General features: G+C 74.9%; 21 protein-coding genes. 7 read left to right on the top strand and 14 right to left on the bottom strand.

Annotated elements, in window-relative coordinates:
• Positions 1–2: 2 nt before the first annotated feature.
• Entirely contained in the window at positions 3–1,205 is a 1,203-nt protein-coding gene (locus ACIGHB_RS19465) for an FAD-dependent monooxygenase (RefSeq protein WP_399914549.1), read from the bottom strand.
• Between the two features lie 91 nt (positions 1,206–1,296).
• On the opposite strand from ACIGHB_RS19465, the gene ACIGHB_RS19470 reads away from it, so the two are divergent.
• On the top strand, positions 1,297–1,896 hold the full coding sequence (locus ACIGHB_RS19470) for a TetR/AcrR family transcriptional regulator (RefSeq protein ID WP_399914551.1): 600 nt from the start codon (positions 1,297–1,299) through the stop codon (positions 1,894–1,896).
• On the opposite strand, the gene ACIGHB_RS19475 is transcribed toward ACIGHB_RS19470, so the two are convergent.
• The 5 genes from ACIGHB_RS19475 to ACIGHB_RS19495 are packed head-to-tail and all read right to left on the bottom strand — an operon-like array spanning position 1,873 to position 3,515.
• Positions 1,873–2,115, bottom strand: coding sequence for a hypothetical protein (locus tag ACIGHB_RS19475; RefSeq protein ID WP_399914553.1), 243 nt, complete (start codon positions 2,113–2,115; stop codon positions 1,873–1,875). The genes ACIGHB_RS19470 and ACIGHB_RS19475 overlap by 24 nt on opposite strands.
• Positions 2,116–2,164: 49 nt before the next feature.
• Complete coding sequence (locus ACIGHB_RS19480) at positions 2,165–2,584, bottom strand: DUF664 domain-containing protein (protein ID WP_399914555.1); 420 nt, start codon at positions 2,582–2,584, stop codon at positions 2,165–2,167.
• Positions 2,585–2,624: 40 nt separating this feature from the next.
• Positions 2,625–3,113, bottom strand: coding sequence for a hypothetical protein (locus ACIGHB_RS19485; RefSeq protein WP_399914557.1), 489 nt, complete (start codon positions 3,111–3,113; stop codon positions 2,625–2,627).
• Positions 3,114–3,148: 35 nt separating this feature from the next.
• Positions 3,149–3,370 (bottom strand): GNAT family N-acetyltransferase, encoded by a 222-nt coding sequence (locus ACIGHB_RS19490; RefSeq protein ID WP_399914559.1) that lies wholly within the window; start codon positions 3,368–3,370, stop codon positions 3,149–3,151.
• The gene (locus ACIGHB_RS19495) at positions 3,351–3,515 is read right to left on the bottom strand and encodes a hypothetical protein (RefSeq protein WP_399914561.1); all 165 of its coding nucleotides are present in this window, start codon (positions 3,513–3,515) and stop codon (positions 3,351–3,353) included. The genes ACIGHB_RS19490 and ACIGHB_RS19495 overlap by 20 nt, the downstream gene beginning before the upstream one ends.
• Positions 3,516–3,739: 224 nt before the next feature.
• Between ACIGHB_RS19495 and ACIGHB_RS19500 the strand changes: the two genes are divergently transcribed.
• Complete coding sequence (locus ACIGHB_RS19500) at positions 3,740–4,900, top strand: S8 family peptidase (protein WP_399915018.1); 1,161 nt, start codon at positions 3,740–3,742, stop codon at positions 4,898–4,900.
• A gap of 79 nt (positions 4,901–4,979) precedes the next feature.
• On the opposite strand, the gene ACIGHB_RS19505 is transcribed toward ACIGHB_RS19500, so the two are convergent.
• Both ACIGHB_RS19505 and ACIGHB_RS19510 read right to left on the bottom strand, forming a co-directional pair.
• On the bottom strand, positions 4,980–6,014 hold the full coding sequence (locus tag ACIGHB_RS19505; protein WP_399914563.1) for an MBL fold metallo-hydrolase: 1,035 nt from the start codon (positions 6,012–6,014) through the stop codon (positions 4,980–4,982).
• A 108-nt stretch (positions 6,015–6,122) separates the two neighbouring features.
• On the bottom strand, positions 6,123–6,740 hold the full coding sequence (locus ACIGHB_RS19510; protein ID WP_360320621.1) for a LysE family translocator: 618 nt from the start codon (positions 6,738–6,740) through the stop codon (positions 6,123–6,125).
• 118 nt (positions 6,741–6,858) lie between these two features.
• On the opposite strand from ACIGHB_RS19510, the gene ACIGHB_RS19515 reads away from it, so the two are divergent.
• The 3 genes from ACIGHB_RS19515 to ACIGHB_RS19525 all read left to right on the top strand — a co-directional run bounded on the left by ACIGHB_RS19515 (position 6,859) and on the right by ACIGHB_RS19525 (position 9,185).
• Complete coding sequence (locus tag ACIGHB_RS19515) at positions 6,859–7,314, top strand: Lrp/AsnC family transcriptional regulator (RefSeq protein ID WP_388876632.1); 456 nt, start codon at positions 6,859–6,861, stop codon at positions 7,312–7,314.
• 159 nt (positions 7,315–7,473) lie between these two features.
• The gene (locus ACIGHB_RS19520) at positions 7,474–7,881 is read left to right on the top strand and encodes a YciI family protein (protein WP_360320615.1); all 408 of its coding nucleotides are present in this window, start codon (positions 7,474–7,476) and stop codon (positions 7,879–7,881) included.
• An 8-nt stretch (positions 7,882–7,889) separates the two neighbouring features.
• The gene (locus ACIGHB_RS19525; RefSeq protein WP_399915020.1) at positions 7,890–9,185 is read left to right on the top strand and encodes an RNA polymerase sigma factor; all 1,296 of its coding nucleotides are present in this window, start codon (positions 7,890–7,892) and stop codon (positions 9,183–9,185) included.
• A 27-nt stretch (positions 9,186–9,212) separates the two neighbouring features.
• Here ACIGHB_RS19525 and ACIGHB_RS19530 read toward each other — a convergent pair whose 3' ends face one another.
• The 4 genes from ACIGHB_RS19530 to ACIGHB_RS19545 all read right to left on the bottom strand — a co-directional run bounded on the left by ACIGHB_RS19530 (position 9,213) and on the right by ACIGHB_RS19545 (position 14,268).
• Positions 9,213–10,760: an alpha/beta hydrolase gene (locus tag ACIGHB_RS19530; RefSeq protein WP_399914566.1), complete on the bottom strand. Its 1,548-nt coding sequence runs from the start codon at positions 10,758–10,760 to the stop codon at positions 9,213–9,215.
• Between the two features lie 114 nt (positions 10,761–10,874).
• Positions 10,875–11,540 carry a thioredoxin domain-containing protein gene (locus tag ACIGHB_RS19535; RefSeq protein ID WP_360322494.1) on the bottom strand — a complete coding sequence of 222 codons (666 nt, stop codon included), beginning with the start codon at positions 11,538–11,540 and terminating at the stop codon, positions 10,875–10,877.
• Between the two features lie 270 nt (positions 11,541–11,810).
• Positions 11,811–12,437, bottom strand: a complete 627-nt coding sequence (locus ACIGHB_RS19540) for a hypothetical protein (RefSeq protein ID WP_399914568.1) — start codon at positions 12,435–12,437, stop codon at positions 11,811–11,813.
• A 265-nt stretch (positions 12,438–12,702) separates the two neighbouring features.
• Complete coding sequence (locus ACIGHB_RS19545) at positions 12,703–14,268, bottom strand: flavin-containing monooxygenase (RefSeq protein ID WP_399914570.1); 1,566 nt, start codon at positions 14,266–14,268, stop codon at positions 12,703–12,705.
• A gap of 97 nt (positions 14,269–14,365) precedes the next feature.
• Here ACIGHB_RS19545 and ACIGHB_RS19550 point away from each other — a divergent pair, with 97 nt between their 5' ends.
• A complete protein-coding gene (locus ACIGHB_RS19550; protein ID WP_399914572.1) occupies positions 14,366–15,007 on the top strand; it encodes a TetR/AcrR family transcriptional regulator in 642 nt (213 codons plus the stop codon).
• Between the two features lie 32 nt (positions 15,008–15,039).
• Positions 15,040–16,011, top strand: a complete 972-nt coding sequence (locus ACIGHB_RS19555) for a DMT family transporter (RefSeq protein WP_399914574.1) — start codon at positions 15,040–15,042, stop codon at positions 16,009–16,011.
• Positions 16,012–16,047: 36 nt separating this feature from the next.
• Here ACIGHB_RS19555 and ACIGHB_RS19560 read toward each other — a convergent pair whose 3' ends face one another.
• Both ACIGHB_RS19560 and ACIGHB_RS19565 read right to left on the bottom strand, forming a co-directional pair.
• A complete protein-coding gene (locus ACIGHB_RS19560) occupies positions 16,048–17,178 on the bottom strand; it encodes an MFS transporter (protein WP_399915022.1) in 1,131 nt (376 codons plus the stop codon).
• A 139-nt stretch (positions 17,179–17,317) separates the two neighbouring features.
• The gene (locus tag ACIGHB_RS19565; RefSeq protein ID WP_399914576.1) at positions 17,318–18,532 is read right to left on the bottom strand and encodes an RNA-guided endonuclease InsQ/TnpB family protein; all 1,215 of its coding nucleotides are present in this window, start codon (positions 18,530–18,532) and stop codon (positions 17,318–17,320) included.
• Positions 18,533–18,565: the final 33 nt, after the last annotated feature.

The raw sequence follows: 18,565 nt of genomic DNA on the forward strand, positions 1-18,565 counted from the left end.
CGCTACACGGTCGCCGGTCCGTCGAGCCGGGGCGGTACCCAGGTGTGGTGACGGAGGATCATGCGGGTCGCGGCGCGCGAGGGGGTCAGCCGCATCGCCGTGTTGCGCAGGGCGACGGCCGCCGGGTGGGAGAGCCGCTGGCCCATGCGTCCCGCCTGGCGGGCGGCTCGCGCCACCGCCTGGCTGCGCGGCCGGCGCTCGGCGTCGTACCGGGCGAGCCCGGACTCCACGGTCGGCTCGCCGGCGAGCGCGGCGGCGAGGGCGACCGCGTCCTCCAGTGCCTGGCACGCGCCCTGCCCGAGGTGGGGGGTCATCGCGTGCGCCGCGTCGCCGAGCAGCGCGATCCGGCCGACGGCGTACGCGGGCAGCGGAGTGCGCAGTTCGTCGACGTCGTGGTGGAGCACGGCGTCGGGGCGGGTCGCGTCGAGCAGGGCGGGGATCGGCTCGTGCCAGTCGCGGAACCGGCGGCGCAGCTCGCCCAGCGGGTCGGCGAACCGGTGCCCGGCGGGGAGGTCGAGCACGGCGTGCCACTCGGCCCGCCCGTCCGTGAAGGCGATGTGCCCGAACTCGGACCCCCGCCCCCAGGTGAGTTCGAAGTCGGTCCGCAGCGCGACGGGCCGCTCGGTGATGGCGCGCAGCACGGTCGATCCGCTGTAGGCGGGCCCTGGGTGGCCGGGGAAGAGCAGGCGGCGCACCGCGCTGCCGATGCCGTCGGCGGCCACCACGAGATCGGCGTCGAGGACGGTGTCGCCGCAGTGGATCCGTACCCGTGTCGCCTCGTCCCCGGTACGCCGTTCAGGCGAGGGGTCGGCCTGCCGCACCGACGTGACCTCCGAGCCGATCCGCAGCGCCCCGGCGGGCAGGCCCTCGCGCAGCAGCCGGTGCAGCGTGGCGCGCGGGATGCCCATGATCGGGGTGCCGACCGCCTGCTCCAGCGCCGCGCCGTCCATGCGGGTCAGCCAGCCGCCGCGCGGTGTGCGGGTGCCGCCGCTGTACTGGCCCCGGGAGGCACGGCGTACGGCGGCGCCGACACCGAGCGCGTCCAGGGCCCGCAGGCCGTTGGCGGCGAGCGAGATCCCCGCGCCCGCGTCGTCGAGGACGGCCGCGCGCTCGACGACCGTCACGTCCCAGCCGACGCGGCGCAGGCCGATCGCGGCGGCGAGCCCGCCGATGCCCCCTCCGACGACCACTGCTGTCCCGCCCATGCCGTACCGCCCTCACTCTCACGTCCACCCAGTCTTCTACATCTGTAGAAGAAGGAGGCTAGCCGAGTCTCTACAGGTGTAGAAAGGGGGTATGGCTTCCGATCGACGTACGCTCCTCGCCGACGCGGCACTCGACGTCCTGGCCGACGACGGGATCCGCGGCCTGACCCACCGGGCGGTGGACCGCAGGGCCGCCCTACCGCCCGGCACGACGTCGGCGTACTTCCGCACCCGGGCCGCCCTGCTCACCGGGCTTGTCACCCGCCTCGTCCAGCGGGACCAGGAGGAACTCCACGCGACGGCCGAGGAGTTGCCGCCTCTGCGCACCGTCGAGGACGTGGTCGACGGTCTGGCGCTGCTCGCCCGGCGACGCCTCACCGGCGAGGGCCGGCGCCGCTCGCTGGCCCGCTACGCCTGCGCCGTCGAGAGCGTGCGCGACCCCGAGCTGCGCGAACTGCTCGTCCCGCGCGAGAACTCCGGGCGCGAGGCCGTCCGCCTGTTCCTCGCCACGCGGGGTACTCCGGACGTCGAGAACCGCACCCACACGCTGCTCACCTGCGTCGACGGGCTGGTCTTCGACCGGCTCGTGACCGGCGGCGACGTCCCGCGCGAGGCCCTGGAGGGCCTGGTCGCCGCGGCCCTGCGCGGGACCCCGGCCGCGGCCGCGTCAGGACGAGGGCGCGCTTCCTGACGCCTCCTCGTCCTCCTCCCCCTCCTCCCCCTCCTCCGGCAGATGGAAGTAGACGGTGCCCGACCACCAGGGGCCGTGCTCGGTCGCCTCCGCTGTGATCACCACGTCCTGGACCTCGACGGGCCCCAGCGCCTCGACGGAGTCCGCCAGCCGCAGCAGCAGCGCGGGAACGCTGTCGCACCCTGGGCCGGCGGGGTTGGCCTGCGAGAAATGACGCACGGTCCCAGGCGTCGGGATGTCCGTCACGTACCGATCCCAAGCGCCCGGTTCACCACGTCCACCGCGGCGGATCCTCGCCCGTGAGCCCGTCGACGGATTCCCGGATGAGGTCGGCGTGACCGGCGTGACGGGCGTACTCCTCGACGAGGTCCAGGAGAACGCGACGGAGGTTGGGCCGCTCTCCGCTCCGGGTGGTGTAGGCACCGAGCTGGTCCAGGCCGCCTTCGCCGACGGGGGTGCCGCACCACAGCCGTGCGAAGTGGCGGTCCTCCACGTGCGCCAGGTGCTTGAGCAGCCCGCCCAGCGTGATCGCGGAGGTGCCGAGGGTCGCGCGCAGGCCGGCAGCGTCCAGGCCGGAGCACTTCCAGGCGAGCGTGGCCCGCCGGCGTTCGAGGGCGCCCAGGACGGCCGCCGCCTCGGTTCCGGCGAGGGGAGGCTCCGGCCATGGCTCGGCTGCGATCTCGGTCATGCCGCCCGAGCCTGGCGAACGCCACGGACAGGACGCCGGGTCAAGGCGCCGGGTTCCGCGGAGCGTCCATCGCCCGCTCCCAGAGGGCCAGCCCTTCCCGCAGGAGCGCACGCACCGCCGCGGCCTCCTCGCGTGTCCAGGGCTCCTCGCCGTACGCCTTCTCCCAGGCGCGGTCGGCCACCGGCCCGCGAGCGAACCGGAGCGGCCCTGCCCCCACACCACGGGCGAGGTCCTCGACGAAGTGCCACGCGTCGAGCAGCAGCCCCCCGGACGCCGCACCGCGCTCGGAGCCGGGGCGCTCGACCCACCCCCGTACGACGTCCAGATCGATCGCGCCCTCGTCCTCCCACCCGAGCGACCAGCCCTTCCGGTCGCCGTACTCCTGGAGGGCGTCACGGTCCGCGAACACGAGCAGTCCCCCGCGCTCACCGACGACGAACTCGTCCAGCGCGTCACCCACTCCGGGCCGCCAGACCAGCGTCACGCACTCCGCCCCGCTCACCACCCGGTACGGAAAGTGGTCGACCATCCTGCCCCTCCCCCCAGCCAGGCCGCCCCGTCCGCTCAGGCGTCCCACGCGCGCGGGCGGTCCATGGCCTCCCACTCCGGGCGCAGCAGCGAGAACACGGCGAGGTCGTGGCGGCGGCCCCGGTGGAGGCAGGCGGCTCGGCTGACGCCCTCCCGCACGAATCCGGACCTGGCGAGGACGGCGAGCGCGGGAACGTTGTCGGTGTGGGTCTCCGCGGTGAGCCGGTACATCGGGAGTTCACCGAACGCCAGGTCCACCAGGGCGTCGAGGCCGGCGGTGCCGTGGCAGCTCGGCGTCCTCGACGTCGAGCGCGGCGAGGCCGATCGCCCCGGCCCGCCAGGAAAGCTCCCTGGTGATCTCCACCTCGTCCTCGTGGCCGGTGTTCCCGGTTTCCCCGCGCATGGGCGGATGATACGAGCGCCGCAGCGCTCGGACCAGGGGGTTTTCCCCTCCTGCGCCGGGGGCTCCCGCCGTGGGCTCCCGCCGGCCCGTCCGGGCAGCGCATTGCGGTGATCTTCCGGCGAACCACCCGAATCCCGCATGGATGTCCTAGGGGGTGATCGTTTCTGCATGATGCTCTCGCCCTCGTGAACACACGTACCAGACTCGCTCTCGCGAGCGCCGTCATGTCAGCGCTGGCCCTCTCCGCCCCGACCTCGACGGCCCACGGCTCCGTCTCCGCCGGCCCGGATCCCGTTCCGGCACCCCTCGAAACCGCCGCCAACGCGGTGCCCGGCGAGTACATCGTGACCCTCGGCCGGACGATGAACGCGACCAAGGCCGCGGAGAAGCTGAAGCTCAAGCCCACGTTCGTGTACGAGAAGGCGATCAACGGGTTCGCCGTGCCGCTGACCGCGGCGCAGCTGGACATCGTCCGGAAGACGCCGGGGGTGATGTCCGTCGAGGAGGACGCGGTGGCGGTCGCCCCGCCGCTGCCGGCCGCCCCGGTGACCGGACGCGCCCCCGCCGCCTCCTGGGGCCTGGACCGCATCGACCAGTCGCTGCTCCCGCTCGACAACGACTTCACCACCCAGGGCAGCGGCGCCGGCGTGACGGCGTACATCCTCGACTCCGGCATCGACTACACCCACGACGAGTTCGGCGGCCGCGCCTCCTTCGGCTTCGACGCGATGGGCGACGGGCGGGCCGGACGGGACTGCAACGGCCACGGGACGCACGTCGCGGGCACCGTCGCCGGCAGCACGTACGGGGTCGCCCGCAAGGCGAACCTGGTGAGCGTCCGCGTCCTGGGGTGCGACGGCCGCGGCACGTACTCCGGGATGATCGCCGGGCTCGACTGGGTCGCCCGGAACGCCCGGCAGCCGGCGGTCCTGAACGGTTCGCTGGGCGGCGACCGGTCCACGGCCCTGAACAACGCCACCACGGCCCTGCGCGCCGCCGGCGTGCTGCCCGTCATCGCGGCCGGCAACAGCGCGAAGGACGCCTGCACCGTCTCCCCCGCGTCGGCGGACGGCACGCTCACCGTCGCCGCCTCCAACCAGTGGGACGAAGAGGCGTCGTTCTCCAACTACGGCCCGTGCGTCGAGGTGTACGCCCCCGGCCAGGACATCGTGTCGGCCAGGATGGGCGGCGGGTCCGTCGCCCTGGACGGTACGTCGATGGCCGCCCCGCACGTGACCGGCGTCGCGGCCCTCTACAAGGCCGAGCACCCCACGGCGACCCCGGCCGAGGTCGCCCAGTGGATCGACGGCCAGTCGACGAAGGACGTCCTGAGCAACGTCAGCGCCGGCACCCCCAACAAGCTGCTCTACACGGGCGGCCTGTAGCCGGACCCCGCGTCCCGTCGGCGCCCGGCCGGCGGGACGCGGGCCGCCGCCCCCTCGATCCCTTACGGCACGCCGGGCGTCACGACGGCAACCGGTCCACCGCACCGGAGAGTTCGTCGGCCGCCGGCCAGGCGCGGGGGTACGGCGTGCGCATCGTCCCGGCCGCCACGGGGGTGTGGGGCGCGGCGGCGTGGAGGCGGCCGTCACGGCGGACGACGGCCCCGCTGCGGAGCATGGTGGTGACCAGTTCCTCCGCGAGGGCTTCCGGCGTACGGGCGAGGAGCGCGGCGGCGTCGGTGAGCCAGGCGCGTGCGTGCAGGTACGACTCGACCTCGCCGGCCGGGATTCCCCCGCGGATCATCAGCGCGAAGGCGAAGATCCTGCGGGCGCCGTACCAGACCGCGCCGTCCGGGTCGTCGACGAGCCGCTGGGCGCGGCGCAGCGCGGCGGCGAGGGTCGCGGCGGGGTCGGCGGGGAGGGGGCCGTGGGAGGGGAGGATCACCCGCGGGGCGAGGTCGGCGAGCCGCTTCAGGGAGGCGAGCGCGGTGGCGGCGGCGTCGGGCCCGTCGAGGGCGAGGTTCACCCAGCCGGCGTCGTAGTCGGACAGCGCGTCGCCGACGACGAGCAGGCGCTCCTCCGGCTCCCACAGGGCGAGGTGGCCCGGGGTGTGACCGGGGGTGCGGACGACGGCCCAGTCGGTGTCCCCGAGGCGGAGGATCTGTCCGTCGGCGAGGGCGAGGTCGACGGTGTACGGGGCGACGGGCTGGTCGAGGTACTCGGCCGAGCAGCAGCCGGGGTCGCGGCGGGCGAGCGCTTCCGCCTCGGGCGCGCCGGCGGCGATGCCGGCGCCGTGTGCCTGGAGGAGGGCGTTGGCGCCGACGTGGTCGGAGTGCCAGTGGCTGTTCACGACGAGGTCGAGGCGCCCGGTCCGCGCCCGGACCCAGGCGGCGGTCTCCTCGGCGTGGCCGACGAAGCCGGTGTCGACGAGGGCAGGGTGCCGTCCGGGCAGGAAGAGGGTGTTGGCGTCGGGGAACGGGCGCTGCCACCACGTCAGCCACGACGGAAGCGCGGGCGGGGGCTGGGAGGAGGAAGAGGGAGGGGTCGGCTGGGCCACGGACGTGCTCTCCTCGGGGATCCGTATCGGGTGGGCGGTCTGCGCGGGCGGGGCGGGGTGGGGCGGAGCAAGCGGGGCGGGGCGGGCGGAGCCGGCGGGGTGGGGGCCTCAGGCGGCGAGACGTTCCACCAGCAGGAGGGCACCGATGGCGATCATCATGGCACCGCTGACGCGCGTGACGATGCGGGCGGCCGAGGGCCGGGTGGCGAGGACCGTGCGGGCCAGGACGCCGACGGCGAGGTAGACGACGGCGCAGACGGTCAGGTGCACCGTGCTCAGGAGCCCGGTCTGCGCGGCGACCGGCCAGCCCGTCACGGGGTCGATGAACTGCGGGAAGAGCGAGAAGTACAGCAGCAGCGCCTTGGGGTTGAGACCGCTGGTTCCCGCGCCCTTGAGCAGGACGCGCAGGGCGGACGTCTCCGCACCTCGCTCCGCCGCCGCGGGCGTGACGGGCTGCCGCAGGACGCCCCAGCCGAGCCACAGCAGGTACCCGGCGCCGGCGACGGTGAGCGCGGTGAGGGCGGCCGGGGAGCCGGCCACGATCACGGCGACGCCGGCGACGGCCACGAGCGCGTACGCCGCGTGCCCGGTGAGCAGGCCCGCGACCGCCGGGACGACGGAGCGGTCGCGCAGTCCGGCGGAGATCGCGTAGGCCCAGTCCGCGCCGGGGGTGAAGACCAGGAGCAGGTCCACCGCCAGGAAGGCCGCCAGCGTCGTCGTGTCCATCGTCGGTTCGTTCCCTCTCGCACTTCTCTTGTTCTGCGAGGGAACGGTAGGCGGAACGCGCCCGAAGGTGTTTGCGTCTTTACCCCATGATCACGCCTTCTGGGGAAGAATCTTCTCCATGGACGCACTTGACCGGAAGATTCTTGCCGAGCTCCAGCAGGACGGCCGTCTGACCATCACCGAGCTGGCCGCCCGGGTGCGGCTCAGCGTCTCGCCCTGCCACCGCAGGCTGCGCGATCTCGAACGCGAGGGCGCGATCCGCGGCTACCGCGCCGTCGTCGACCCCGCCGCCCTCGGCCTGCACTTCGAGGCCCTCGTCTTCGTCACCCTGCGCTGGGAGACCCCCGACACTGTCACGGCCTTCGAGGAGGCGGTGGCCGACGTCCCCCACGTCCTCCGGGCACAGCGCCTCTTCGGCGAACCCGACTACCTCCTGCGGGTCGCGACCGCCGACCTGACCGCCTTCCAGCGGCTCTACGACGAGCGCCTCGCCCGCCTGCCCGGCGTGCAGCGCCTGACCTCCACCCTGGTCATGAAGAACGTCATCGACGACCGCCCGCTGCCCGAGAGCTGACCCGAGCGCCCCGCGTCCACGCCCGCGCCACGCCCCCGAAAACTCTCCGAAATAAATCTCCGAAGAAAGTCGGGCGGGGATGTCGAGAAACCGCGTCCGGCTTCGTCCCCGGGGTGAACGCGACCAGAATGGGCCGCACCAGCACCGAGGAGAACCACGATGGCCAAGTACCTGCTGCTGAAGCACTACCGAGGCGCCCCGGCCGCGGTCAACGACGTGCCGATGGACCAGTGGACCCCGGAGGAGATCACCGCTCACATCCAGTACATGCGCGACTTCGCGGCCCGGCTGGAGAAGACCGGCGAGTTCGTGGACGGTCAGGCGCTCGCCCCGGAGGGCGCGTGGGTCCGCTACGACGGCGAGGGGCGTCCGCCGGTCACCGACGGCCCCTTCGCGGAGACCAAGGACCTCATCGCCGGGTGGATGATCATCGACGTCGACGACTACGAGCGCGCCGTCGAGCTGGCCGGGGAGCTGTCGGCCGCCCCCGGCGCGGGCGGGGAACCGATCCACGAGTGGCTGGAGGTGCGCCCCTTCCTCTCCGCGCCTCCGACCATCACGGAGTGACGCCTCCGATGGACGAGGTCCTGCTCAGGAGCGTCACCCCGAGCGTCCTCACGGTCCTCGTACGCCGCGGAGCGGACTTCGCGGCGGCCGAGGACGCGGTGCAGGAGGCCCTGGTGGAGGCGCTCCGGGCCGGCGCCGCCGACGCCGGCCCGGCCGGTGCCGACTCGGCCGGTGCCGACTCGGCCGGTGCCGACTCGGCCGGTGCCGACTCGGCCGGTGCCGACTCGGCCGGTGCCAACTCGGCCGGTGCCGTCGGCGCCGACGCCGGCCCTCGCGCGGGCGGTGACGGCGCCCTCCGCGATCCCAAGGGCTGGCTGATCACCGTGGCCTGGCACAAGTTCCTCGACGCGCGGCGGGCCGACGCGGCCCGCCGACGGCGGGAGGACCGTGTCGAGGAGGAGCCGCCACCGGGACCGGTGCCGGCCGCCGACGACACGCTCCAGCTGTACTTCCTCTGCGCCCACCCGTCGCTGACACCGGCCTCGGCGGTCGCGCTCACCCTGCGCGCGGTCGGCGGGCTGACCACGCGCCAGATCGCCCGCGCCTACCTGGTCCCCGAGGCGACGATGGCGCAGCGCATCAGCCGGGCCAAGCGGACCGTCTCCGGCGTGCGCCTCGACCGGCCCGGCGACGTCGCGACCGTGCTGCGCATCCTCTACCTCGTCTTCAACGAGGGCTACTCCGGGGACGTCGACCTGTCCGCGGAGGCGATCCGGCTCACCCGTCAGCTCGCGGCGCGCGTCGACCACCCCGAGGTGGCGGGGCTCCTCGCGCTGATGCTCCTGCACCACGCGCGGCGCGCGGCCCGCACCGGGGCCGACGGCAGCCTGGTGCCGCTCGCCGAGCAGGACCGGGGCCGCTGGGACACCGCCCTGATCGCCGAGGGCGTCGGGATCCTCCAGGCGGCCCTCGCCCGCGACCGGCTGGGCGAGTTCCAGGCGCAGGCCGCCATCGCCGCGCTCCACGCCGACGCGCCCACGGCCGCGGAGACCGACTGGGCACAGATCGTCGAGTGGTACGACGAGCTGGTGCGGCTGACCGCCAACCCGGTCGCCCGCCTCAACCGCGCGGTCGCCGTCGGGGAGGCCGACGGCCCGCACGCCGGCCTGGCGGCCCTCGCCGGCCTGGACGCCTCGCTCCCCCGCCACACCGCGGTGGCCGCGTACCTCCACGAGCGCGCCGGTGACCTGACGACGGCGGCCCGCCTGTACGCCGAAGCGGCGCACAAGGCTCCCCACCTGGCGGAACGCGACCATCTGACCCGCCAGGCGGCCCGCCTCAACACCCGCCGGCAGCGGCCCTGAGGGGCCGCTGCCGTCCGCCGGGCGTGCTCAGCACCTCACGTCGGTGGCCGGGCGCTCGCCGGTCGTCAGGAAGCGGGTGACGGTGCGGTCGCCGCAGGCGTTCCCGGTGCCGCCCGCCGAGAGCAGGTAGGCGCCGTGGCCGCCGCTGTCGACGGAGACCAGGCGGGCGCGGTCGCCGAGCGCCGCGCGCATCTTCAGGCCGGAGGAGTGGGGGGTGGCGGGGTCCCGCAGGTTCTGGATCATCAGGATGTTCGACGGGCCGCCGTCGTGGAGGCGGACCGGCTTCTCCACCGCGCCGCCCTTCCAGAAGGAGCAGGGCGTGATGTTGGCGGGCATGCCGCCGGTGAGCGGGTGCCGGGCGCGGTCGGCGGCGACCGCGCGGGCGTACGCGGGTACGGAGCGGGGCCAGTCGACGTCGTTGCAGATCACGCCCACGGTGATCGCGGCGGGCTCGTCGGGCATCGCCCCGGACAGCTCGGGCGGCAGCACGGGCACGCCCTCCGGGTCGAGGGCCTGCCCCACGAGGCGCGCGAAGCCGGGGAAGGCGGCGTCGGAGTAGAGGGCGAGCTGGAGGGCCTGCCGGAAGGAGGCGCCCGTGAGCGGGGCGCCGGCCACGGCGGTCGGGCGGGGCGCCCGGTCGAGCCGGGCGGCGAGGTCGAGCACGAGCGCGCGCACGTCCTCCGGGGTGTCGGCCAGGCGCAGCCCCTGCGCCGCGCGGTCCGGGTGGGAGGCCCAGGCCGCGAAGTCGGGGAAACGGTCCTCGGCGCCCTTCGCCATGTCGGCGAGCCAGCCGCGCGCGACCCGGCGCGGGTTCGGGTCGGCGCTGCTGTCCAGGACCCAGCGGTCGGTCCGCCGCGGGTACTCCTGCGCGTACCGGGCGGCGACGTACGTCCCGTACGAGGTGGCCCACGCCGACATCTTCTCCTCGCGGAGGGCCCGGCGCAGCAGCTCCATGTCGCGCACCTGGTTGGCGGTGGTGAGGCTCCTCAGCGTGGCGCCGCCGTTCCGGGCGCACGCGTCGGCGATGCGGCGCGCCCGTTCGACGTTGGAGCCGATCGACCCGTCGGCGGCGGGCCAGGACCGCAGGGTCACCATCCACCGGTCCTCCTCGGCGAGCCCGCACCGCGCCTTGACCGAGCCGCCGACCCCGCGCGGGTCGAAGGCCACCAGGTCGTAGGCCCCTCCGGTCTCCTTCGCCAGCGCCGCGCCCTTCTGCGCGAGGCGCTGCACCCCGGAGCTTCCGGGCCCGCCGGGGATGACGAGCAGCGTGCCGCGGCGGGTCTCCGGCCGGGTGCCGGGCAGCCGGGAGACGGCCAGATCGACGCGGGGACCGGTGGGGTCCGCGTAGTCGAGCGGCACGGAGAGCGTCGCGCACCGCTGCCCGTCGGCCGGCTTGACCGAGGCGGGGCAGTCGCCCCACGTCAGCGCACCGCCGGCGGCCGGGGCGGTCGGCCTCCCGGCCGTGGTCCCGGCGGCGTTCGCGGGGCCTCCGGCGGCGAGGAGACCGGACGTGGCGAGAGCGGCGACGGAGAGGGCGGAGGCCAGAAGTGACGTACGTGCGCGGTGTGTTGTCATGCCCTCAGCTTGCCGTCCGGCTCCGCGTCGGCCCCATCCTGCCACCGGGCCCATCGGGGGTGAGGCCAGCCCGACCTCAGGGGCGGGACGGGCCGGCCTTCCGGGCGGCGGGCGTCAGCGGGCCAGCCGCGCGTCGATCAGCGCCTTGAACTCCTCGTAGGAGGAAGGCGGTGCGATCCTGATGCCGTCGGCGAAGAACGTCGGCGTGCCCTGGACGCCGAGTCCGAGGCCGTCCCGCTGGTCGGCCTCGATCCGCCGGAGCGTGGCCGGCGCGCGGACGGCGGTGTCGTACGCGGCCATGTCGAGGCCGAGGCCGTCGGCGTAGGCGCGGAAGAGGGACGCCTTCGACTCCTTCGACTCGCCCCACTCCTTCTGTGTGGCGAACAGCTTCGCGTACATGGCCTCGAACGCGCCCTGCTGGGCGGCCGCTTCGACGGCGAGGGCGGCGGTGGTGCTGTTGCGGTGGCCGGGCATGGGGAAGTAGCGGGCGACGAAGGTGACCCGGTCGCCGTACTCGGCGCGCAGCCGCTCCACCGTGGGGTACACGGCTCCGCAGCCCTCGCACTCGAAGTCGAGGAACTCGACGATCGTGAGCTCGCTCTTCTTCGGCGAGGTCAGCCGATGGCTGGTGTCGCGCACGGCGCGGGCGTCCACGGCGGGTTCGGTGTCGAGGGCCGTGGTGGCGTCCTGGGGAGCGAAGAGGAGGAAGGAGCCGAACGCGACGGCGAGGGCGGCGAGGAGGACTCCGGCCGCGAGGAGGTTCTTCTTCAGCTTGGTCATGGTGCCTCGGGTGTGGGTGAGGGGCGGGAAGGGCGCACGGTGGGCCGCCGCCGCGCGGGGCCCGGTCCGGGTCGCGCGCGGGCCGGACGGCGCCGGGTCCCGCCCCCGCTACACCGCTAGGGCGTGTCTGACAATTGGCGTCGGATCAGGCCGGGTCGTCCGGTGCGTGCGATCGGCGTGCGGCCGGGGCGCCCTTGTAGCGGAGCTACTTGGGCGTTTCGGCCGTGCGGCGAGCGTGCGTGCCGGACGGGCCGGACCCGACGGGAATTGTCAGACACGCCCTAGGGCGTACGGAAGCGGCGGGCGGCGCTCGGCCCGGTCGCGGCGGGAGGCGTGGCCGAGGGGGCCACGCGGGGCGCGCGGCGGGGCTCGGCCGCTGACCGGTCGCGGGACGAGGGCGGAGTGCGGGAGCCGCGGGCCGGCGGGCCGGCGCTCGGCGGCGGGGCGGGTTCCGGTGACGATCCGGAGCGGCCGGAGGAGGTTCAGGACGGCGGCCACGCCGGCGCGCACGGACGCGGTGTGGCCGCGCAGCCGCTCCGGGACGCCGAGCAGGCGCACGGCGAGGACGAAGGTGATCAGGTGCCCCGCGAAGAACGCCTCCGGCGGGACTCCGACGGCGGTGACGTGGTCTGCCACCGCGTCCGCCCCGCCACCGGGCAGCCGGACCAGGGCGCAGGCACCGGGGACGGCGTACGCGAGCTGGTGGGCGAGCTGTGCGCCGGCGAGCGCGGCGAGGAGCTGGGGGTCGGTGAGGCGCCGCCGCGACAGCGCGTACGTGCTGGTGGCGGGCCCGGCGAGGAGTGCGGCGAGGAGCGCCCAGGGGGCGAGGTGGCCCTGTGTCAGCAGGTGGAAGGCCAGGGGCAGCAGCACGGTGGTCCCCGCGACCGCGGCGGCCACCGCTCCCCGGCCGGCGTCACGGGCGCGCGCCGTGAGGCGCGTCGGTGGCCGGGGCGGGGAGGGCATCGTGTCGCGCTTTCGTGGTGCCGGGGGCGTCCTCACGGCACCGCGGCGCCGTGAGGTGTCCGCGCAGCGTATCCGGCGGGGTCGCGGGGCGGCTCGGCCGGGGGGCGCGTCCCACCCGTCGCCGGCGGGCGGTGGCGGCGTCCTCGACGGCGGGCGGTGGCGGCGTCCTCGACGGCGGGCCGCAGCCCACGCCGGCGCATCACACGGGAGGGCGCCGCGCGGTGCGGGTGGCCGGGCCCGAGAAGCGGAGGTGGCCGTCGGCGATCCCGTCCCTGCGGAGCAGCCGGCGGTCGCTCCGGTAGCTGGTCGAGGTCGCCCACGGCGCCTCGGGTCCCTGCCGGGGCAGCCGGTCGAGCGCCCGCCGCACGTAGCCGGCGCCGAAGTCGAGCATGGGGCGGGTGGGCAGGCCCGGCTCGCTCTCGGGCCGTGCGGTGTCGTGACCGTGCCGGTCCATGTGGGCGAGCACCCGGCAGACGTACTCGCAGAGCAGTCCGATCTTGAGGGTCCAGGACGCGTGGGTGTAGCCGATGGCGATGTTGAGGTTCGGGACGCCCGACAGCATCGTGCCCCGGTGGAGGAGCGAGTCGGCGGGCGAGACGTCCCTGCCGTCGACGGTGAGCCGCATGCCGCCGAGGAGCTGGATGTCGAGTCCGGTGGCGGTGACGACGACGTCCGCGCGGAGTTCGCGGCCGGACCGGAGCAGGACGCCGTCCTCGGTGAAGGTGGTGATCCGGTCGGTGACGACCGAGGCCCTGCCCGCGCCGATGGCCTTGAACAGGCCGCCGCCCGGGTCCGCGCAGAGGCGCTGGTCCCACGGGGCGTACGGCGGGCTGAAGTGTTCGTCGACCGGGAAGCCGGCGGGCAGGTGGCGGGCGTTCGTCGCGCGGATCAGCTTCCTGGTCGCGGTCGGGAAGCGGCGGGCGAAGCGCCAGATCAGCTGCTGCTTGACGATGTTCTTGCGCCGTGTGGCGGTGTGCCCGCGCTCGTCCCCGAGCGCGGCGCGGAGGAGGCGGGCGAGCCTGTCCTCCTTCGGGACGGGCACGATGTAGGTGGGTGTCCGCTGGAGCATCGTGATGTGCGCCGTGTCGTCGGCCATGGCGGGGACGAGGGTGACGGCCGTGGCGCCGCTGCCGATGACGACCACGTGCTTGCCGCGGTGGTCGAGGTCCTCGGGCCAGTGCTGGGGGTGGACGATCCGGCCGCGGAAGCGCTCGCGGCCCTCGAAGTCGGGCGTGTATCCAGCGTCGTGGCGGTAGTAGCCGGCGGCGCAGAAGATCCATCCGGCGGTGAGGACGATCCGCTCGCTCGTGCCCGTCTCCGGGTCGGTCCGCTCGACGCGGACCGTCCAGCGGGCCGTCGCGGAGGACCAGGCGGCGGAGACGACCTTGTGGTGGTGGCGGATGTGCGCGTCGAGGCCGTTCTCGGCGACGGTCTCCCGCAGGTAGGAGAGGACGCGGGAGGCGTCGGCGACGGACTCGCGGTCGCGCCACGGCTTGAACGCGTAGCCGAAGGTGTAGAGGTCGGAGTCGGAGCGGACGCCGGGGTAGCGGAACAGGTCCCAGGTCCCGCCGGAGGCGCCGCGGGCCTCCAGGATCGCGAACGACCTGGCCGGGTGCCTGAGCCGCAGAGAGCGGCCGGCCCCGATGCCGGAGATCCCGGCGCCGACGACCAGGACGTCCAGGTGCTCCGGAGCGTCCGCGTCCGGTCTCCGGTCCGGGTGCGGCTGCTGCGGGTCCTGTGGCCCCCGTGGCGCGTACGAAGTCATGGGAAAGAGGATGCGTCATCGCGGATCGCCGTTCGACAGCGGAGGTACGGTCCCGCTAGTTTAGGTAGACCGACCTACCTAGTAGAGGGGCGTGGACGTGCCGGAGCACGGGAGTGGACAGGGGGCCGGGAGCGGGCGGCGGCGGCCCGCCCGGGAGCGGTTGCTGGCGGCGGCCGCCCGCCGGTTCTACGCGGACGGCGTGGCGGCGACCGGCATCGACGCGATCACGGCCGACGCGGGCGTGGCGAAGATGAGTCTGTACAACAACTTCTCCTCCAAGGCCGAGCTGGTCCGGGCGTACCTGGACGCGCGCCACGAGGAGTGGCTCGGCCTCTACCGGGCCCGCCTGGAGCGGGCCGACGGTCCCCGTGAGGGCGTCCTCGCGGTGTTCGACGCGTACGCCGACCACGCCGCCTTCGCGTACGAGCACGGCTTCCGCGGCTGCGGCCTCCTCAACGCGGCCGCCGAACTCCCCGTCGGCGACGAGGGCAGGGACGTCGTCCGCGCCCACAAGGAGGAGGTCGAGCGGCTGATCGCCGGCCACCTGGAGGAGCTCCTGCCCGCCGCCGACGGCCCGGACGGCCCCCGCCTCCCCGACCGGGCGGATCGGGTGCGGGACACGGCCGAGCACCTGTCGTTCCTCCTGGAGGGCGCGATGGCCCGCGCGGGTCTCGAAGGCGACGGCGGCCGCGTCCGGCACGCCCGCGCGCTCGCCTCGTCCCTGCTGGACCGGCTGTGAGCGGCGCCGGGGCGGGCAGGGGCGCCGCGTGCGTGCTGGCCGCCTCCGTGCTGTGGGGGACGACGGGTACGGCGGCGACCTTCGCCCCGGACGTCGGCCCGCTCGCCATCGCGGCCGTCGCCATGGGGCTCGGCGGCCTGCTCCAGGCCCTCGTCGCGGCCCCGCGGATCGCCGGGAGCGCGGCGCGCCTGCGGGAGCGGCGCGGCACCGTCCTGCTCGGCGCCGTCTCGGTCGCCGTCTACCCGCTCGCGTTCTACAGCTCCATGCACCTCGCCGGCGTCGCGGTCGGCACCGTCGTCTCCCTCGGTACGGCTCCGCTCGCGTCCGCCCTGATCGAACGCGTCGTGGACGGCCGCCGCCTCACCCGCCGCTGGCTCCTCGCCGCCGCCCTCGGCCTGGCCGGAACGGTCCTGATGTGCGTCGCCGAGGCCGCCCACGCCTCCGGCGGCGCGGGCCGGGCGTCGCCGGCCGGCACGCTGGCCGGCATCGGCCTCGGGGTCGTCGCGGCGGCCACGTACGCCCTGTACGCGTGGGCCGCCCACCGCCTGATCACCGACGGGATCCCCTCCCGACCTGCGATGGGCGCGGTCTTCGGCCTGGGCGGGCTGCTGCTCCTCCCGGTCCTGGCGGTCACGGGAGCGCCGCTGCTGGCCTCGTGGTCCCATGCCGCTGTGGGCGCGTACATGGCGCTCGTGCCGATGTTCGCCGGGTACGTCCTGTTCGGCTGGGGCCTCGCCCGCGTCCCGGCCAGCACGGCCACCACCCTGTCGCTCCTCGAACCCGCCGTCGCGGCCGTCCTCGCCGTCCTGGTCGTCGGCGAGCGCCTGCCGGGCGCGGGCTGGGCCGGCGTCGCCCTGGTCGGCGCCTGCCTCGCCGTGCTGACCACGCCCTCGCGTACGTCACGAGGCCCCGGCCACCCGTCCCCTGCCGGACCACCGGTCCGCGCCACGGCCCCGGCCGCCGCGCAGCAGTCGCAGCCCGGGGCGACCGCGCCGACCGGGTGAGGCGCGAGGCCCGCCCTCCGGCCGCCTGACGCCCGCTCAGGTCGCGTCGGCGCGGCGGGTCCGGCTCCCGAGGGCCTGGCCGGCGAGCAGGACCGCACAGGCGGCGGCGGAGAGCAGGCCGCCGGCGAGGACGGTGCCGCGCACGTCGGCGAGGGACAGGACGAGCCCGCCGAGTGCGGCGCCGGCCGCGATTCCGGCGTTGTAGGCACCGGAGTTCGCGGCGAGCGCGATGTCGGTGCGGCCCGGCGCGCAGTGCAGCATCGCGTTCTGGGTGGTCATGAAGACCGGGCCGAGCGCGCCGCCGACGAGGACCAGGAACGCCACGGCCGCCACCGGATCGGTCCCGGTCGCGTACAGCCCGAGCATGCCCACCGCCTGGGCGGTGACGGCGGCGGTCAGCGCGGCCCGGGGGAAGCGGTCCAGCAGGGCTCCGGTGACGGTGACCCCGGCCAGGCAGGCGAGGCCGAAGGCCATGAGGAGGGCGCTGACCGTGCCCGGCGCGAAGCCGCTGACCTCGCCGAGGAACGTCACGACGTAGGTGAACGCCGTGAACGCCCCCGCGGCCGCCAGGGCGCCGGTCGCGAGGACGATCCCGAACCGGCGTGCGTCCGGGCCGAGTCCGTACGCCGCCGGTTCCTCCTCCGGGCGCGAGGTCGGCAGCAGCGCGGCGATCGTCACCAGCGAGGCGCCTCCCAGTCCCGCGAGGAGGGCGACCGGCACCTGCCACTCGCTCTGCCGGCCGAGCCAGGTCCCGAGGGGCACGCCGAGCACGAGCGCGAGCGATCCCGCGACGGAGAGCGCCCCGACCACGCGCCCGCGCACCTCGGGCGGGAACAGCCCGACCGCGACGGGACCCATGACGGCCCAGAACAGCGCCTGGGCGAGCGCGGTCAGCAGGCGGGCGCCGAGCAGCACCCCGTAGGAGGGCGCCAGCGCGGCGACGAGGCTGGAGACGACCAGCGCCGCCAGGAGCGCGGTGAGCACGTGGCGCCGTGGTACGGCGCGCACGGCGTGCGCGAGCGGCACGGACGCGACGGCGACGGTCAGGCCGTAGCCGGTGACCAGCAGGCCGACGGCCGAGACCGATACGTGCAGGCCGTCGGCGATGACGTCGAGGAGACCGATGGGCAGGTTCTCGGCGGTGTTGAAGGTGAAGGCGGCCAGCATGAGCGCGGCAAGCACCGCCCGTCCGCGCCAGGACGCCCGCCGTGGCACGGCCGCGTGCCCTCGTTCCGCGCCCGCCCGCCGCACCGACTCCGTGGCACCGTCCGTGACTCCTCCCCCTCGTGAACGAGGGGGCTTCTCGCTATGCCGGGTTGGCGTCGCGACGGACCAGCCCGGCCCGTAGAACGTTGATCGCGCCCACCGTGTCCGCGTGCGCCTGGTGGCCGCACGAGACGCAGTGGAACTTCTCTTGCGTGGGCCGGTTCTCCTTGGCGGTGTGCCCGCATTCGGGACACTGCCGTGAGGTGTTGCGGGGGTCCACGGCCATCACTTCCCGTCCGGCGCTTTCAGCCTTGGCGGTGAGGATCTGGAGGAACACCCCCCATCCGGCGTCAGCGATCGAGCGGTTGAGCCCGGCCTTCGCGGCGGCCCCGTTGAACAGGAAGCTGCCCGGCTTCCCGGGGTCGGGCTTCGGCGCGGGGGCCTTGCCCATGCTGCGGATCCTGAGGTCTTCATGCGCGATGAAGTCGTGCGCACGGACCAGGCCGAGCGCGGTCTTGTGCGCGTGGTCCAGCCGCTGACGGCGAACCTTGCCATGCAGCCTGGCGACCTTGTCCACGGCCCGCTGGTGGTTCTTCGTGCGCCGGTCGCGGCGCACGCGAGGGAACCGACAGAGGGCCTGCTGTGCTGCTTCGAGCTTCGCGGCAGCCCGGCGCCCGTGACGGGGGTTGGCGACGAACTCACCGTTGGAGCCGGTGAGGAAGGTGGCTATGCCCAGGTCGATACCGACCACGCTGCCGGTCGCGGGCAGCGGTTCGGGCTGGTCCTGCTCGGCCGTCAGCACGACGAACCACTTTCGGCCCTCGCGCTTGACCGACACGGTCTTGACCTTGCCGACCACGGGCCGGTGCTGGTTGACCTTGACGTGGCCAACGCCCTGGAATCGGACGCGGGTGACGGGGTCGTGCGGGGTGGAGTCCCAGCGGCAGCCGTCGCCGTCCTTGGGGAAGTCCACGGTGTCGAACCAGTTCACGCCCCGGAAGCGGGGGTACCCCGGCTTGTCCCCGGCCTTGATCCGGCGGAAGAACGCGGCGAACGCCTTGTCCAGCCGACGCAACGTCGCCTGCTGAGCGGAGAACGACCAGCGGCCCTGACGCTCCGGGTCGAAAGCCCGGATGTCCTTGAGCTGGGCGGACTGCTGCCCGTACCGGACGGTCGTCTTCGAGGTGTGCCGGTAGGCGTCACGGCGTTCCTGCAAAGCCCCGTTGTAGAGCGAGCAGTGGTCACGCAGCATCGCGGTCAATGCGGCCCGCTGGCCCACGGTGGGCCGCATGAGGAACTTGTACGCACGGATCATCCGGCCCCCCTTCCTGAACGGCTTCGAAGATCC

Source organism: Streptomyces sp. NPDC085460, assembly GCF_044541975.1.
Lineage (GTDB): Bacteria > Actinomycetota > Actinomycetes > Streptomycetales > Streptomycetaceae > Streptomyces.